The following is a 14,352-nucleotide window of genomic DNA, read 5'->3' on the forward strand; positions in this document are numbered from 1 at the left end:
TTGCCGATGTTTCGACCCTTGGTGTAGCCCGGCGACCGTTACGAATGTCTTTATGCCCGTGTCATTGCGCGGCCTGCCGATAGGCCAGCGGCATACTGACTCGGAACCCAGCACCGCCCTGCCCCGGCAAATAGGCGATCTCACCGCCAAGGCGCTGCATGATCTCGCGGCAGATCGCCAGCCCCAGACCGGCCCCTCCGGCCTTGTCCGACCCCACCCGGGCGAATTTCTCGAACACCACCGATTGCGCTTCGGGTGGAATGCCACTGCCATTGTCGATGAAGTCGATCACCACCTGCTCGCCCACATCATGGGCCGAGATCGTCAGAACCGGCTCTGCCGCATCGCAATATTTCTGCGCATTCGAGATCAGGTTGATGAACACCTGCCCCAGACGGTCCAGATCGGTGTGCAGCTGAATGCGCTCGGCCGCCCGGACGCGTCTTACGCTCAGGGCGCGATCGCCGCCCGCCAGCGCACTGGACACGGCGCGATCCAGAACCATCCGCAGCGTCCCGTCCCCCATATTCAGGCTGACCTGACCACTTTCCAACACGCTGAGATCCAGCAAATCGTCCAGCAACCGCGTCAGACGCAGCGCCTCATCGTGAATGATCGCGGCATAGCGAGTTTGTTCCGCCCCACTCAGCCCCTCGGTATCGCGCATGATCTCGGAAAAGGCGCGGATCGAGGTCATAGGCGTGCGCAATTCATGGCTGACCTGGCTTAGGAACGCATCCTTCTGCATCGAGACCTGTGTCAGCCTTGCGTTTACGTCCCGTAACTGGCGCGCGGTGCGGCTCAGCTCGGCCGATTTCGCCTCAAGCTGGCCGGAATATTCCAGCAGCTGCGCGGATTCGTCCGCCACCGCCAGCAGGTCCTCGACCGAGACAGACGCCCCGCCCACAATCTGCCCGATCATCGCATGGGCTGTTGCGGCTCCGACCGAGCCGCTCAGCTCTCTTTCCAGCCGCTCCAGAAAACCGGGTGTGGGTTCCGGCAGGCGTCCGGGGCGGCCCTTCTGGCGCTCGACCTCGGCCTGAAAGAACTCCTGCGCAGGTGCGGTTCCCAGAATGCGCTGCGTCATGATCATCAAGTCTTCGCTCTGCGCCACTGACCCGGTCCAGCCGCGCAGGGCTGTGGAATGGTCGAACACATTGACGAACTGCGCCCCCTGCAAACGCTCCAGCGGGCTGGGAAAGCTCAGCATCGAGGCAACGCAGAAGGCGATGGTGTTCAGCGACAGCGACCACATGACCGTGTGGACCATCGGGTCGATCCCCTCGACCCCGAAAAGCGCCTGCGGGCGCAGCCAGCCCCAACCAAATGGGCCGTTTTCGATCACCGAGGCGGGAATGACACCACCGCCCATCCCAGGCAGCAGCATGGTGTAAATCCACAGGAAAAACCCGACACTGAGACCGACCAGCGCCCCCGTTCGCGTGGAGCCACGCCAGAACAGCCCACCCACCAACGCGGGCAATATCTGCGAAATCCCGGCAAAGGCCACCAACCCGATCGAGGCCAGCGCCGCGCCGCCCCCGGACAGGCGGTAGTAGAAATAGCCCAGCGCCATGATCACCGCGATCGACACCCGCCGCGCCATCAGCACGATGGTCCGCACATCCCCCGAAACCGAGCCGCGGCGTTCATGAGTGCTGAGCCAGATCGGCATGACCACATGGTTCGACACCATCGTCGACAGCGCCATCGCGGTGACGATCACCATCGACGTGGCCGACGAAAAGCCGCCTATGAACGACAGCATCGCCAGCCCCTCATTGCCTTGCGACAGCGGCACCGTCAGCACGAACAGGTCGGGGTTCGACCCTTCGGGCAGCAGGTCCAGCCCGACCACGGCAATCGGCACCACAAACAGGCTCATGAGCAGCAGATACAGCGGAAAGGCCCAGGCGGCAGTGCGCAGGTGGCTTTCATCGTCATTCTCGACCACCATGACCTGAAACATCCGCGGCAGACAGACAAAGGCCGCCGCCGACAGGAATATGAGCGTCGTCCAACGCCCTGCATCCACATGCCACTGACCGATTTCCGAGCTATCAATCCGGTCCATCATCGGCCCCAACCCGCCCGCGATGCCCCAGACCACGAAGATGCCGACCGCAAGCAGGGCGAACAGCTTGACCACTGATTCCAACGCAATCGCGGTTACGACGCCATGGTGACGTTCGTTCGCGTCCAGATTTCGTGTGCCGAACAGGATCGCGAACACCGCCAGCCCGGCGGCCACCCAAAACACGCTGGACCCCTCGCGGTAGAGCCCGGTCGGGTCCGCCTCGGCAAAGATCGAAAAGGATAGCGTGATCGATTGCAGCTGCAGCGCGATATAAGGCGTGCCACCCAGAACCGCCAGAATGGTCACACAGACCGCCAGCGTGTTGGACTTGCCATACCGGGATGAGATCAGGTCGGCAATCGAGGTCACCCGCTGGCTGCGTCCGATCCGCACCAGCTTGCGCAGTCCCCACCACCAGCTGATCATCACCAGCGTCGGGCCCAGATAGATGGTGACGAATTCGAGCCCCGACCGCGCCGCGCTGCCGACGGCACCGTAGAACGTCCAGGCCGTGCAATAGATCGACAGCGACAGCGTATAGATCAAAGGTGAGCGCAACCATTTCCCGCCCCCCGCCGCCGCCAGGCGATCCGCCGCAAAGGCCACGCCGAATAACAGCACGACATAGCCCAGACAGACCAGAATCAGGATGTTCAACGTTGCCATGGCTCGGCCTCGGGCTCGGCGTTCTCACGCGCCACCATACGGCGCGCCGCGAACCCGAAGATCAGGCTGATCAGGATCAGAACACCCCAGCAGGCGAAGATGTAGAACATGGCCGACGACAGCGACAGCGCCCCGGCCCCATCGCTGCGGTCGGGCCAGAGCAGGGGCAGCGACAGCATCGCCGCGCCCAGAAACGGCAGCAACCGCGCCGCGTCGGCCAACCTGCGCCGGCGATAGCTTTGACGTTCCAGAAACAGCGATGGCCGGGCCTGCAGGGGCGTCTCTGGGTGCTCGCCCGGGGTGCTCATGACCGCGAGGCCTGAGCGTGCAAATCACGCACCGCCGTCAGAACCTCGGCGTTCGAGAACGGTTTGGTCATGAAACGACTGACTCCGGCCTGTTCCGCCATCTCACGGTCGCGGGATTGCCCGCGCGCGGTGAGCATCAGAACCGGCAGCCCCTGCATCTCATGCTGTTCGCGCAGATCACGCAAAATATCCATCCCGCTTTTGCCCGGCAGCATCACGTCGAGAATGACCAGATCAGGTTGGGCTGCCAGAACAACCTGCACCGCATCCGCACCATCGGCGTGTGTTTCTACCTGCCACCCCTCGCGCGTCAGCAGAAACCGGATCGCCTCGGTGATGTTGGGCTCATCCTCGATCAGCAGAACCTTGCGGCTCATATTTGCAATTCCTCCCCATGACCGGTCGCACGTCCGGCCACCTGTCCTGCACAGATTAAGCGCTGTGTCGGGAAACTGTCAAAACCCTTCGCTCAGGATTGACGGCTCACGCCGCGCGGGACAGTCGCGTTTGGGGCAAACCCGGCAACTGGCCCCAACCTGCGCCGACGTCCCGGCAGGCTGCGCTGAGTTTTCAACCGGCAGAACCAGCATGATGGACCGGTACACGGGTTCATCACCGAACCCGGCAACGGGCTGAGGCCACGCGATCGCAAAACACTCGAACTCAGCCGCCGTCCGGCCCAGCTGAACCACGCGTCTGCGGATCGGCACCAAAGGGCGGTTCAACGCCGCGAACAACGGCCAGAGCGGACAGGCCTCGCCATGACGCGGCAGGGCGAAGCCCGGGGTAGGTTTACAGAACAACACGCTGCCCGAGGCATCGCAGATCACCAGCCCTGCAGACCGCGCCAGGGCCCCTTCGGGCAGGAAGGCCAGCCGCCGCAACACGGTCGGCAGATCAACCGAAAACGCCGCAGCAAGCGCCAGCGGGTCAGGGTCGGCGGGGTCCAGCGCCGCCACCACCTGATCCAGCGGCATGGCCCGGGCATCTGCGGCATAGGTTTCAAGCATATCAGCCGCGACGGTTCTGGCGGCAGCGGACTCAAGTTGATCCAGCGCCACGTCGGGACCGGCCGCTCCGGCCTCGATCTGCGGAAAATGGAACCCCTGCTCGGCGAAAAACGCCTCGACCGCGTCCAGCGGGACACCGCGCAAATCCCCCTGCCCCTCGCTGTCATCCAGATAGCTCACCAGCGCCTTTGAACTATCGGCCAGCCGTTCCGCATCCTGATGCAGATTGCTGTGAAAGCGATCCCGCCACTCGGCCTCGATCTCGCCGGGTTCGGCCAGAATGGCGGCAGTCGAGCGGATCGCCGCAGCGGTCGACAGAACCTCATGCATCGACGCAGCAAGATGCGGGTCGTGGGTCAGCCGGTCCGACAGGGTTTCAACCGTCCGCTCCAGCGAGATCACGCGGCGATGCATCTGCGCCAGAACCCCGGACCAGCCCGGAAACCGCCCCGCAAACTCCTCCAGCCCGTCCACCTCGGCCTTCTGGCCCACCGCGTCTGCTGCCGCCTCTCGCAAGGCTGAGATGAGCGTCTCTTCGATACCCTGTGTCAGCAGCGACGGCTCGACCGACAACGCGCCCGCGATGTCGACCAGCAGCTTCCCCCCGATGCGACGGCGATTGTGCTCGATCAGGTTCAGATACGAGGCCGAAATCCCCACCTGCCGCGCCAGTTCGGCCTGGCGCAGCCCCGAAATCTGCCGCCTTTCACGTATCCGGCTACCGGTCAGAGTGTCTCGCATCGTCGCTGGACCTTTGGACTTGTCTTGTGATTTTGCAGAATTACCCGGTGATCTTTAGCCGTTGCGGCAGCCTTTTCAAACGAAATTTACAACCTTAACAAACCCCAGCGAGAGAAACCGTCCAATCGACACGCCCGCCCTTCTCTTTCTGCCCGATACGCGTCACCATAGGTATATGAGCGATCCCGCCTTCGAATATGCCCCTGTCGGCCTTGTCGAACTTGAAAACCGGATCATCCGCCGCTGTAATCTGCAGTTCGCACGGACCTTCGGCGGCGATGAGGCAGACTATCGCAACATGCCATTGCTGCATCTCTACCCCTCGGTCGCCGACTGGGAACGCATCGGCGCGCGCAGCCTTCAGGTGATGCGCGATACCGGGTATTACACGGATGAAAGGGTCATGCGCCGCCGCGGCGGCGACCTGTTCTGGTGCCGCGCGCGGGGGCGGTCGCTGACGCCGGATGACCCCTTCCGTCACGGCATCTGGAGCTTTTCGGATATCTCGGAAGAACGCCCCCTTGTCGAACTGACGACCCGCGAACGCGAAGTGGCCATCCTGTCCTGCCGGGGCCTGTCGGCCAAGGAAATCGGGGCCGAACTGGGCCTCAGCTATCGCACGATCGAGGCCTACCGCGCCCGGCTTCTGGAAAAATTCGGGGCCCGAAAACTGCCCGAACTGGTGGCCAAATTGTCGGGGATGCCGCTATGAAGCCCCACGTGCCGGAAACACGGTGCAAAGGTCCCGGATTTACAGGCTCAAACGGCGCTTTTCATGGCCGACGGCATGGCTTATAACCCTGCGTAATCAGACCAAGCCCGCAGGAACAGACGGGCCATAGGGGAACCTTCGAGGACACTCATGACAGATACCAAACACGAAGCGGATGTGGCGTTCATCAAGGCACTGGCCGAATTGCTGCGCGAGAATGATCTGACCGAGTTGCAGGTCAAGCGTGAATATGGCGAAGAAGACAGCCTGAATGTCCGCGTCAGCCGCATGTCGCAGACCGTCGCCGCTCCGGTTCAGGTGGCCGTTCCGACGGCCGCGCCCGCAGCCCCCGCCCCCGCGGCGGCCCCTGCGGCCGAAGCCCCCGCCGCAGTCGACGACCCGGCCAGCCATCCCGGCGCCGTGACCTCGCCCATGGTCGGCACGGTGTATATGCAGCCCGAACCCGGCGCCCCCGCCTTTATCAGCGTCGGCGCATCCGTGTCCGAGGGCGACACGCTTCTGATCGTCGAGGCGATGAAAACCATGAACCAGATCAACGCCCCCAAATCGGGCACGATCAAACGCGTTCTGGTCGGCGATGGCGATGCTGTGGAATTCGGCACCCCTCTGGTCATCATCGAGTAGGGCGGTCCCATGTTCGATAAGATCCTGATTGCCAACCGGGGCGAGATCGCCCTGCGCGTCATCCGCGCCGCGCGCGAGATGGGCATTGCGACGGTCGCCGTGCATTCCACCGCCGACAGCGACGCGATGCACGTGCGCATGGCGGACGAATCGGTCTGCATCGGCCCTCCGCCCAGCCCGCAAAGCTATCTGTCCGTGCCCGCCATCATCTCGGCCTGCGAGATCACCGGTGCGCAGGCGATCCACCCCGGTTATGGCTTTTTGTCCGAGAATGCCGAGTTTGTGCAGATCGTCGAGGACCACGGTATTACCTTCATCGGCCCCACCGCTGAACATATCCGCGTCATGGGCGACAAGATCACCGCCAAGGACACCATGAAAGCGCTTGGCGTTCCCTGCGTGCCCGGCTCCGACGGCGGAGTTCCCACGCTGGCTGATGCCAAGCGTATCGGTGAAGAGTTCGGCTATCCGGTCATCATCAAGGCCACCGCCGGCGGCGGTGGACGCGGCATGAAAGTTGCCAACAGCGCCGCCGAGATGGAAAGCGCCTTCATGACCGCCCGCGCCGAGGGCAAGGCTGCCTTCGGCAATGACGAGGTCTATATCGAGAAATACCTGACCACACCGCGCCATATCGAGATTCAGGTCTTTGGCGACGGCAAGGGCAAGGCGGTCCATCTGGGCGAACGCGACTGCTCGCTTCAGCGCCGCCACCAGAAGGTGTTCGAAGAGGCCCCCGGCCCCGCCATCAGCCCCGAAGAGCGCGCCAAGATCGGCAAGATCTGCGCCGACGCGGTGGCCAAGATCAACTATATCGGCGCGGGCACCATCGAGTTCCTTTATGAGAACGGCGAGTTCTATTTCATCGAAATGAACACCCGCCTGCAGGTCGAACACCCCGTCACCGAGGGCATCTTCGGCGTCGATCTGGTGCGCGAACAAATCCGCGTCGCCGCCGGCGAGGATATGTCGTTCGGCCAAGACGACCTTGAGATCAACGGCCACGCCATTGAGGTTCGGATCAACGCCGAGAAACTGCCCAACTTCTCGCCCTGCCCCGGCAAGATCACCGCCTATCACGCCCCCGGTGGTCTGGGCGTGCGGATGGATTCGGCGCTTTATGACGGCTATTCGATCCCGCCCTATTATGACTCGCTGATCGCCAAGCTGATCGTGCAGGGCCGCGACCGGGCCGAGGCTCTGGCACGCCTGCAACGCGCTCTGGGTGAGTTGATCGTCGACGGCATCGACACAACGGTGCCCCTGTTCGACGCCCTGCTGCAGGAACCCGATCTGCACAGCGGCGACTATAACATCCACTGGCTGGAGCACTGGCTTGCGGAGAATATGGCTCAATAACAACGCGGGACCGGACGGCTTCGGCCCGCCGGTCCCAAAGCATCATCCCGCATGAGCCTGTCCACCGAACTTCTGCTGCATGGCTACTCGATCGGCATCTTCCCGATGGCCGAACACCGCGACGACCCCGAACTTTTCTGGGTCGATCCCAAGTTCCGGGGGGTGTTCCCGCTGGACGGTTTCCATATCTCGCGCAGCCTTGCCCGCCGCATCCGCACCTGCGGGTTCACCATCAGCATCGACCGCGATTTTGCAGGCGTCGTGGACGGTTGCGCCGACCGCACAGATACCTGGATCAACCCCGAACTGCGCCGCCTGTACCAAGAGCTGCACCAGACCGGCCGCGCCCATTCGCTTGAGGTGTGGGAAGGTGAAACGCTGGTCGGGGGGGTCTATGGCGTGGTCCTGGGCGCGGCCTTCTTCGGCGAAAGCATGTTCTCACGCCGAACCGACGCGTCGAAAATTGCACTGGCCTATCTGGTGGATCGATTGCGGCAGACCGGGTTTGCCCTGTTCGATACGCAGTTTCTGACCGCCCATCTGGCCTCGCTGGGGGCCATCGAAATCCCACGCGCCGCGTATCATCGAGAATTGCAACAGGCCCTTGAGGCCAGCGCGGATTTCACCGCTGACTTGCAGCAGAGCCCTCAGGGCGTCATACAGCGGATCACCCAGACGTCGTAACGTGCATGATCCAGCGCGTTCAGCGCGGGCGAGGTCGCGATCATCCAGCCGTCAAACAGCTGCTGCGCCTTGCCCTGCTCCCAGATCGTCAAATAGGCAAACGCGTCACCCGTCGGGTTCTCAGCCGGATAGCGACAATCGCCCAAGGCTACGTCCAGCCCAAACACGGCCGCAGTCTGCCCGTTCTGAATCTCGACATCGACGGTCTGCCCGTTAACCTTATCCAGCCCGCGCAACATCGCACCTGGTCCGGATTCGACCTTCTGCTGGGCTGCAGCGATGCCCCCCGACAGCAGCAACGCCATCAAAGCAGCACGTATCATTCGCCGCCATCCCCTGCGACGAATTTCACCAGCAACGAGATCAGGCTGACTGCGCCTTGCGTATCCTCGATCTCATCCCCCGGCTCGAAGTAGAACGGAGAGCCGCCGGGCATCACTTCGACGAAATTGCCACCCAACAGCCCTTCGGACGAGATCACGATCGCGCTGTCATCCGGGATGAGAATTCCATCCGCCACCGAAAACTGCGTATCCGCGCGATAGGTGTCCGAGTTAAGCGTAACGCCGGTCACCGTCCCGATCTTGACGCCGGCAAGACGCACATCCGTGCCAACCCCGACGCCTTCAAGCGAACGGAACGACGCGCCCAGTTCATACCCCGAGCGGGTCTGAGCCAGGCCGGTGGACTGGCTCGCATAGACGCCAAATGCAACGGCACAAGCCAGCACGACGCCGCCGACAATAACTTCGGTCTTGGTGTGAGTAGACATCCTGGCCTCGCCTATTCCGGGCTCCACGCCTCATAATCGCTGCGGTCGACCGGGTCAGGACGACGCAGAGATCCGGCCGGCGCATATGCCAGCGCAGTTCCGGTCAGGTTCTCCTGATGAGGCTTTTCCCAGGATTTATGCGGCAGCGGCTTATCGGTCGGCGGCTCGTCCCATGTGCGGTGCAGCCAGCCATGCCAGTCGGGATCAATCCGGCTGGCTTCGGCCTCACCGTTGAAGATCACCCAGCGTTTGCTGTCATCGGCGTTGCGATAAAACACATTGCCTTCATCGTCTTCACCGACTTTGACGCCCTTTCGCGCGGTATAGAACTGCGTGTTCAGGGTGGCCCCGTTCCACCAGGTCACGGCCCGCAAGAGATTGTTCAGGATACCCATCGGCTGCCTCCGGCATTTCTGTCCCCGCAGATATGGACCAAAGGCGGGACAAGGTCCAGTGCCTCGGGCACGGTCTGCGTCAATCCGGCAAAAACGCGGTCACTTCAATTTCAATCCGGTATTTCGGATCAATCAATCCACACTCAATCATCGTCGCCGCTGGCGGATTGTCCCCGAACACCTCAGCCAGCAACGGCCAGCAGGACGCAAATTCAGAACGATCCGGCAGCATATAGGTCACGCGCACAACGTCCGAGAACGACGCGCCCGCCTCGACCAAAGCATTCTCGATGATCTCAAGAGCAGATCGGCACTGGTCAACGACCGTCTCACCCCGCCCAACGGTTCCGGCCACATGCACCCACCCGCCGGCCACGACCGCCCGGCAATAGCCCGCCTTGGCCTCAAATTCGCCTCCGGAAGATATGCGTTTAATCATCATGGCTTTCTTCTCACCAAATGCTGTTCTGAATGGAAACGTCCGCCCTTTGCGAGGCTCTGCCTCGCGCTCCGGGATATTTATAGCCAGATGAAGCAGGGGATCCGTACTTCATCTGGCTACAAATATCCCGGGGGAGTCGCAGCTTGCTGCGGCGGGGGCAGAGCCCCCCAATTACCTTAGCAATCTGGTGAAGCGATCGTGCAGGATCACCCTGCCGAAGCAGATTCCGGTGCCGCGTCCGCGTAGATAATCAACGGCTGGGTCTCGGAGGTCACGGCCTCTTCATTCACCACAACTTCGGTGACATTCTTAAGCCCCGGCAGCTCGAACATGGTATCCAGCAGGATATCTTCGAGGATCGAGCGCAATCCCCGAGCGCCGGTCTTCCGTTCGATGGCCTTTTTGGCGATGGCCTTCAACGCATCGTCGGTAAAGGCCAGTTCCGCATCTTCCAACTCAAACAGGCGCTGATATTGCTTGACCAGCGCATTCTTGGGGCTTGTCAGGATCGTCACCAGCGCGTCTTCGTCCAGATCTTCCAGCGTCGCCAGAACCGGCAGGCGGCCGACAAATTCCGGGATCAGGCCAAATTTCAGCAGATCTTCGGGTTCGAGATCCTTGAAAATCTCACCCACACCGCGCTCGTCATTGTCGCGTACATCCGCTCCGAAGCCCATGGCCGAACCCTTGCCACGCTGCGCGATGATCTTGTCCAGGCCCGCAAAAGCCCCACCACAGATGAACAGGATGTTCGTGGTGTCCACCTGCAGGAATTCCTGCTGCGGATGCTTGCGCCCACCCTGAGGCGGAACACTGGCCACGGTGCCTTCCATCAGCTTCAGCAACGCCTGCTGTACGCCCTCACCCGATACATCGCGGGTGATCGAGGGGTTCTCGGACTTGCGGGTGATCTTGTCGACCTCGTCGATATAAACGATGCCGCGCTGCGCGCGTTCGACATTGTATTCGCTGGCCTGAAGCAGCTTAAGGATGATGTTTTCAACATCTTCACCAACATACCCCGCTTCGGTCAGCGTGGTCGCATCCGCCATGGTGAACGGTACATCCAGAATCCGCGCCAGCGTCTGTGCCAATAGCGTCTTACCGCAGCCGGTCGGGCCGATCAGCAGGATGTTGGACTTCGCCAACTCGATATCACTGCCCGCCTTCTGGGCGTGATTCAGACGCTTGTAGTGGTTATGCACCGCAACCGACAAAACCCGCTTGGCGGTGGCCTGTCCGATCACATAATCGTCCAGAACCTCGCAGATATCCTTGGGCGTCGGCACCCCATCCGAAGATTTCAAGCCGCTGGCCTTGGTCTCTTCGCGGATGATGTCCATGCAAAGCTCGACACACTCGTCGCAAATGAACACGGTCGGACCCGCGATCAGCTTGCGCACCTCATGCTGGCTTTTGCCGCAGAAGCTGCAGTAGAGCGTATTCTTGCCGTCACCACCTGAATTGGTCGCCATGATTTACCCCTCGGGCTCCGTCTCAGCGGCCCCGCCCGGGACCGCGTTTGCCGTCAATGCCTGCAGCTTAGGCCAGCGCTCTGGCAGCTACAATCTCAAAATCACCCCTCACGCCCCAAGCGCGCGGGTTTGAACTCAGTCTTCGTCACCGTCCATCTTGGCCCGGTTTTCGACGATTTCGTCGATGTGGCCCCAATCCTTGGCCTCTTCCGGGCTCATGAAATTGTCACGATCCAGCGCCTTTTCAACCGCCTTTTTGGTCTGTCCCGTATGACGCACGTAAATGTCATACAGGCGATCCTTCAGTTTTTGCGTCTCGGCCGCGTGGATCATGATATCGCTCGCCTGACCCTGATAGCCGCCGCTGGGCTGGTGCACCATGATCCGGCTGTTGGGCAGCGAAAAGCGCATTCCCTTCTCGCCACCAGCCAGCAGAACCGACCCCATCGAGGCCGCCTGACCGATCACCAATGTGGAACATTTCGGCTTAATGTACTGCATTGTATCATAAATCGACAGGCCGCTGGTCACTACGCCACCCGGAGAATTGATGTAGATCGAAATCTCTTTGCTGGGGTTTTCCGCCTCAAGATGCAGCAACTGGGCCACCACCAGATGGCTCATCCCGTCATGGATCGGACCGTTGATGAAGATGATCCGCTCTTTCAGAAGGCGCGAGAAGATATCGTATGCACGCTCGCCCCGGCTGGTCTGTTCGACGACCATGGGGACGAGTGTGTTCATGTATGTGTCAACTGGATCGAACATGGGGAACCTGCCTGCTTTGCTATGGATCGGGACCTTACCCGAAGAAGTATTACACAAGTCTTAGTCCCGCCACCGGGGGGCTGCAAGGGGGGCTGCGCCCTGATCCGCTTTTGTCGCCTGACCGGTGGGCTGGGTGCCAACCCCGCTCACGGCGACCGCGCAATTTCGTGTTCTAAACATCACGCTATTTTGATCCGTGCATATAGAAAAAAAGGCCCGGAACCTGTACCAAGATAGCCCGCCACCGGGCCACGTGTTCCGCCCGGTTCGGTTGGAGAGATACGAGGAAAACAAAACATGGCCCTGCCCCAGCTGACCACGGATATGTCGCCCAACGATCTGGACCAGATGGTCGAAAACGCGACCCGGGCATCGAATTTCCTGAAGGCGATCAGCCATGAAGGGCGCCTGATGATCCTCTGCCACCTCGTGTCGGGCGAAAAATCGGTGACCGAGCTGGAACAGCTACTATCGGCGCGCCAAGCCGCCGTTTCGCAGCAGCTTTCGCGGCTCAGGCTGGAAGGGCTGGTTATGCCACGGCGCGAGGGTAAGGCGATCTACTACCGGCTGGCAGATGATCGCCCACTGCGTATGCTTGAGGTGGTGTACGAGCTGTTTTGCACCTCCAAGCCCGGTTGACGACCCTATTGCCCAGCGGCGCAGCGGCCGAAACTGTCTGCCATTGCCTGCAACATCTCGGGATACTGGCCCGCACCTGGGGTTAACGCCGCGCCGATCGGATCAATCGTCTGAATGCCCGCACCGCTGCCTTCGATCGCGGCTTCGACCAGCCGTGTATCGAATTGCGGCTCGGCAAAGGCGCAATCAATGCCATCCGCCTCGATCCGCGCGCGCAGTTCCGCCAGCCGGGCCGGGCTTGGTTTTTGGGCATCACTGAGGCTGACCGTGCCCGAGCTTTCCAGTCCAAAGCGCTTTTCGAAATACTGAAAGGCATCATGGAAGGTGATAAAGCCCAGCCCCTGCGCCCCGGCCAACTGCTCGGCGATCTGCGCCTGCACCGCAGCAATCTCGGCTTCAGCAGCGGCGGCGTTGCTGGCATAGGCTTCGGCGTTGTGGGGATCGGCTTCGGCCAGCGTCATGGCAATCACCTGAACCCAGACGCGGGCATTCTCGGGATCAAGCCAGGCATGAGGATCGACACCATCGTGGTGGTGGCCATGGGCATCCGCATGGTCGTCTTCTTCATGGCCATGGTCGTCGTGACCGTGGTCGTCATGTTTTTCCTCGGCATGATCGTGCGCGTCCCCATGATCATCGTGATCGTCATGCCCATGGTCGTCGTGGTCATGGTCATCATGGTCATGGTCATGGTCATCATGGTCGTCGTGATGCTCCTCTGACACATCACGGAACTCATGCAGGGTCAGCCCCTCTGCCTCAAGCAGTTCGACCTGCTGCGCCCCTTGGGCCAAGGCACCCAGGGGCTTGGTCATCCACGGCGTCAGGTCCTCGCTGACCCAAAAAACGATATCGGCCGATTGCAGCGCGCGTGCCTCGGACGGGCGCATGGCGTGGTCATGCGGCGACGCTCCGGGCGGGATGATCAGAGCAGGCTCTCCGACCCCGTCCATCACGCGCGCGACCAGTGAGTGAACCGGGGCGATATCGGCGGCCACATTCGGGCTATCGGCCATGGCCTGACCGGCCGCAAAGATTGCTGTCGCGCACAGAAGAGAGCGGTGCATGGGAACCTCGCAATGATATGTTATTACATTTCTCGCGCGCTTGATATGCTGGACGTTATAACATATCAAGGCCAAAATTCACCGGAGCACCCCATGACCACCATCGGCTTCAGGCATCATGATCACAGGACCTGTGTGCAAACCGCGCTGTCTCAGGCACAGGCGAAATGCACCGCGCGCAAGCTGCAGTTCACCCCCGTGCGCCGCCGGGTCCTTGAAATTCTGCTGGAAAAACACCAGGCTATGGGTGCCTATGACATCCTCGCCGTACTTGCTGCCGAGGGGATGGGCTCACAACCGCCGGTGGCCTATCGAGCGCTGGACTTTCTTGTGCAGCACGGCTTTGTCCACCGGATCGAGCGGATCAACGCCTATGCCGCCTGTGCGCATCCCACGCACGACCATGTTCCCGCCTTTCTGATCTGCAGGATGTGCAAGGCTGTCGCCGAGGCCGAGACCGAGCTGACCCAAGGCCGACTGGGGGCCGCAGCAGACGTATCGGGTTTTCAGATCGAGCGGATCGTGGTCGAAGCCGAGGGGCTATGCCCCGATTGCGCGGGAACCCCGCTGTGACCAAGCCTCTGATTTCTAT

At 61.5% G+C, this 14,352-nt stretch carries 17 protein-coding genes; 6 read left to right on the plus strand and 11 right to left on the minus strand.

What is annotated here, in order from left to right; genetic code table 11:
• Positions 1-61 precede the first annotated feature (61 nt).
• The 4 genes from ACR0J1_RS08465 to ACR0J1_RS08480 form a co-directional block, all read right to left on the minus strand.
• A complete protein-coding gene (locus ACR0J1_RS08465) occupies positions 62-2,743 on the minus strand; it encodes an ATP-binding protein (RefSeq protein WP_480732697.1) in 2,682 nt (893 codons plus the stop codon).
• Positions 2,731-3,051: a hypothetical protein gene (locus tag ACR0J1_RS08470; protein ID WP_480732696.1), complete on the minus strand. Its 321-nt coding sequence runs from the start codon at positions 3,049-3,051 to the stop codon at positions 2,731-2,733. Before ACR0J1_RS08470 ends, ACR0J1_RS08465 begins: the two co-directional genes overlap by 13 nt.
• Positions 3,048-3,428 carry a response regulator transcription factor gene (locus ACR0J1_RS08475; RefSeq protein ID WP_480732695.1) on the minus strand — a complete coding sequence of 127 codons (381 nt, stop codon included), beginning with the start codon at positions 3,426-3,428 and terminating at the stop codon, positions 3,048-3,050. Before ACR0J1_RS08475 ends, ACR0J1_RS08470 begins: the two co-directional genes overlap by 4 nt.
• Before the next feature lie 78 nt (positions 3,429-3,506).
• Positions 3,507-4,802: a short-chain fatty acyl-CoA regulator family protein gene (locus tag ACR0J1_RS08480; protein ID WP_480732694.1), complete on the minus strand. Its 1,296-nt coding sequence runs from the start codon at positions 4,800-4,802 to the stop codon at positions 3,507-3,509.
• Between the two features lie 175 nt (positions 4,803-4,977).
• Between ACR0J1_RS08480 and ACR0J1_RS08485 the strand changes: the two genes are divergently transcribed.
• The 4 genes from ACR0J1_RS08485 to aat all read left to right on the plus strand — a co-directional run bounded on the left by ACR0J1_RS08485 (position 4,978) and on the right by aat (position 8,202).
• Positions 4,978-5,514: a helix-turn-helix transcriptional regulator gene (locus ACR0J1_RS08485; protein ID WP_480732693.1), complete on the plus strand. Its 537-nt coding sequence runs from the start codon at positions 4,978-4,980 to the stop codon at positions 5,512-5,514.
• A gap of 150 nt (positions 5,515-5,664) precedes the next feature.
• Positions 5,665-6,159: an acetyl-CoA carboxylase biotin carboxyl carrier protein gene (accB, locus tag ACR0J1_RS08490; protein ID WP_480732692.1), complete on the plus strand. Its 495-nt coding sequence runs from the start codon at positions 5,665-5,667 to the stop codon at positions 6,157-6,159.
• A gap of 9 nt (positions 6,160-6,168) precedes the next feature.
• Positions 6,169-7,518 (plus strand): acetyl-CoA carboxylase biotin carboxylase subunit, encoded by a 1,350-nt coding sequence (gene accC, locus ACR0J1_RS08495; protein ID WP_480732691.1) that lies wholly within the window; start codon positions 6,169-6,171, stop codon positions 7,516-7,518.
• Between the two features lie 51 nt (positions 7,519-7,569).
• The gene (gene aat, locus ACR0J1_RS08500) at positions 7,570-8,202 is read left to right on the plus strand and encodes a leucyl/phenylalanyl-tRNA--protein transferase (RefSeq protein WP_480732690.1); all 633 of its coding nucleotides are present in this window, start codon (positions 7,570-7,572) and stop codon (positions 8,200-8,202) included.
• Here the strand turns inward: aat and ACR0J1_RS08505 are convergent.
• The 6 genes from ACR0J1_RS08505 to ACR0J1_RS08530 form a co-directional block, all read right to left on the minus strand.
• Positions 8,166-8,525 carry a DUF2155 domain-containing protein gene (locus ACR0J1_RS08505; RefSeq protein WP_480732689.1) on the minus strand — a complete coding sequence of 120 codons (360 nt, stop codon included), beginning with the start codon at positions 8,523-8,525 and terminating at the stop codon, positions 8,166-8,168. The two genes, aat and ACR0J1_RS08505, sit on opposite strands and share 37 nt — an antisense overlap.
• Entirely contained in the window at positions 8,522-8,974 is a 453-nt protein-coding gene (gene mlaD / locus ACR0J1_RS08510) for an outer membrane lipid asymmetry maintenance protein MlaD (protein WP_480732688.1), read from the minus strand. The genes ACR0J1_RS08505 and mlaD overlap by 4 nt, the downstream gene beginning before the upstream one ends.
• An 11-nt stretch (positions 8,975-8,985) precedes the next feature.
• A complete protein-coding gene (locus ACR0J1_RS08515; RefSeq protein WP_480732687.1) occupies positions 8,986-9,369 on the minus strand; it encodes an NADH:ubiquinone oxidoreductase subunit NDUFA12 in 384 nt (127 codons plus the stop codon).
• A gap of 79 nt (positions 9,370-9,448) precedes the next feature.
• Positions 9,449-9,811 carry a RidA family protein gene (locus ACR0J1_RS08520; protein ID WP_480732686.1) on the minus strand — a complete coding sequence of 121 codons (363 nt, stop codon included), beginning with the start codon at positions 9,809-9,811 and terminating at the stop codon, positions 9,449-9,451.
• Between the two features lie 206 nt (positions 9,812-10,017).
• Complete coding sequence (gene clpX, locus ACR0J1_RS08525) at positions 10,018-11,286, minus strand: ATP-dependent Clp protease ATP-binding subunit ClpX (RefSeq protein WP_480732685.1); 1,269 nt, start codon at positions 11,284-11,286, stop codon at positions 10,018-10,020.
• A gap of 135 nt (positions 11,287-11,421) precedes the next feature.
• Positions 11,422-12,054, minus strand: a complete 633-nt coding sequence (locus tag ACR0J1_RS08530; RefSeq protein WP_480469244.1) for an ATP-dependent Clp protease proteolytic subunit — start codon at positions 12,052-12,054, stop codon at positions 11,422-11,424.
• 297 nt (positions 12,055-12,351) lie between these two features.
• On the opposite strand from ACR0J1_RS08530, the gene ACR0J1_RS08535 reads away from it, so the two are divergent.
• Positions 12,352-12,693, plus strand: a complete 342-nt coding sequence (locus ACR0J1_RS08535; RefSeq protein ID WP_480732684.1) for an ArsR/SmtB family transcription factor — start codon at positions 12,352-12,354, stop codon at positions 12,691-12,693.
• A gap of 5 nt (positions 12,694-12,698) precedes the next feature.
• Here the strand turns inward: ACR0J1_RS08535 and ACR0J1_RS08540 are convergent, their stop codons facing one another.
• On the minus strand, positions 12,699-13,760 hold the full coding sequence (locus ACR0J1_RS08540; protein WP_480732683.1) for a zinc ABC transporter substrate-binding protein: 1,062 nt from the start codon (positions 13,758-13,760) through the stop codon (positions 12,699-12,701).
• Positions 13,761-13,853: 93 nt separating this feature from the next.
• On the opposite strand from ACR0J1_RS08540, the gene ACR0J1_RS08545 reads away from it, so the two are divergent.
• On the plus strand, positions 13,854-14,333 hold the full coding sequence (locus ACR0J1_RS08545; protein WP_480732682.1) for a Fur family transcriptional regulator: 480 nt from the start codon (positions 13,854-13,856) through the stop codon (positions 14,331-14,333).
• Positions 14,334-14,352 lie beyond the last annotated feature (19 nt).

The sequence above is a fragment of the Ruegeria sp. CJ3 genome (genome assembly GCF_056536725.1).

What these genes read in the sequence shown, in the direction of transcription:
- ACR0J1_RS08475 (WP_480732695.1), bottom strand. Translation starts at nt 3,428, where the DNA reads ATGAGCCGCAAGGTTCTGCTGATCGAGGATGAGCCCAACATCACCGAG.
- ACR0J1_RS08485 (WP_480732693.1), top strand. Translation starts at nt 4,978, where the DNA reads ATGAGCGATCCCGCCTTCGAATATGCCCCTGTCGGCCTTGTCGAACTT.
- ACR0J1_RS08470 (WP_480732696.1), bottom strand. Translation starts at nt 3,051, where the DNA reads ATGAGCACCCCGGGCGAGCACCCAGAGACGCCCCTGCAGGCCCGGCCA.
- ACR0J1_RS08505 (WP_480732689.1), bottom strand. Translation starts at nt 8,525, where the DNA reads ATGATACGTGCTGCTTTGATGGCGTTGCTGCTGTCGGGGGGCATCGCT.
- ACR0J1_RS08530 (WP_480469244.1), bottom strand. Translation starts at nt 12,054, where the DNA reads ATGTTCGATCCAGTTGACACATACATGAACACACTCGTCCCCATGGTC.
- ACR0J1_RS08545 (WP_480732682.1), top strand. Translation starts at nt 13,854, where the DNA reads ATGACCACCATCGGCTTCAGGCATCATGATCACAGGACCTGTGTGCAA.
- ACR0J1_RS08540 (WP_480732683.1), bottom strand. Translation starts at nt 13,760, where the DNA reads ATGCACCGCTCTCTTCTGTGCGCGACAGCAATCTTTGCGGCCGGTCAG.
- accB (WP_480732692.1), top strand. Translation starts at nt 5,665, where the DNA reads ATGACAGATACCAAACACGAAGCGGATGTGGCGTTCATCAAGGCACTG.
- aat (WP_480732690.1), top strand. Translation starts at nt 7,570, where the DNA reads ATGAGCCTGTCCACCGAACTTCTGCTGCATGGCTACTCGATCGGCATC.
- accC (WP_480732691.1), top strand. Translation starts at nt 6,169, where the DNA reads ATGTTCGATAAGATCCTGATTGCCAACCGGGGCGAGATCGCCCTGCGC.
- ACR0J1_RS08480 (WP_480732694.1), bottom strand. Translation starts at nt 4,802, where the DNA reads ATGCGAGACACTCTGACCGGTAGCCGGATACGTGAAAGGCGGCAGATT.
- ACR0J1_RS08520 (WP_480732686.1), bottom strand. Translation starts at nt 9,811, where the DNA reads ATGATGATTAAACGCATATCTTCCGGAGGCGAATTTGAGGCCAAGGCG.
- ACR0J1_RS08515 (WP_480732687.1), bottom strand. Translation starts at nt 9,369, where the DNA reads ATGGGTATCCTGAACAATCTCTTGCGGGCCGTGACCTGGTGGAACGGG.
- ACR0J1_RS08465 (WP_480732697.1), bottom strand. Translation starts at nt 2,743, where the DNA reads ATGGCAACGTTGAACATCCTGATTCTGGTCTGTCTGGGCTATGTCGTG.
- mlaD (WP_480732688.1), bottom strand. Translation starts at nt 8,974, where the DNA reads ATGTCTACTCACACCAAGACCGAAGTTATTGTCGGCGGCGTCGTGCTG.
- ACR0J1_RS08535 (WP_480732684.1), top strand. Translation starts at nt 12,352, where the DNA reads ATGGCCCTGCCCCAGCTGACCACGGATATGTCGCCCAACGATCTGGAC.
- clpX (WP_480732685.1), bottom strand. Translation starts at nt 11,286, where the DNA reads ATGGCGACCAATTCAGGTGGTGACGGCAAGAATACGCTCTACTGCAGC.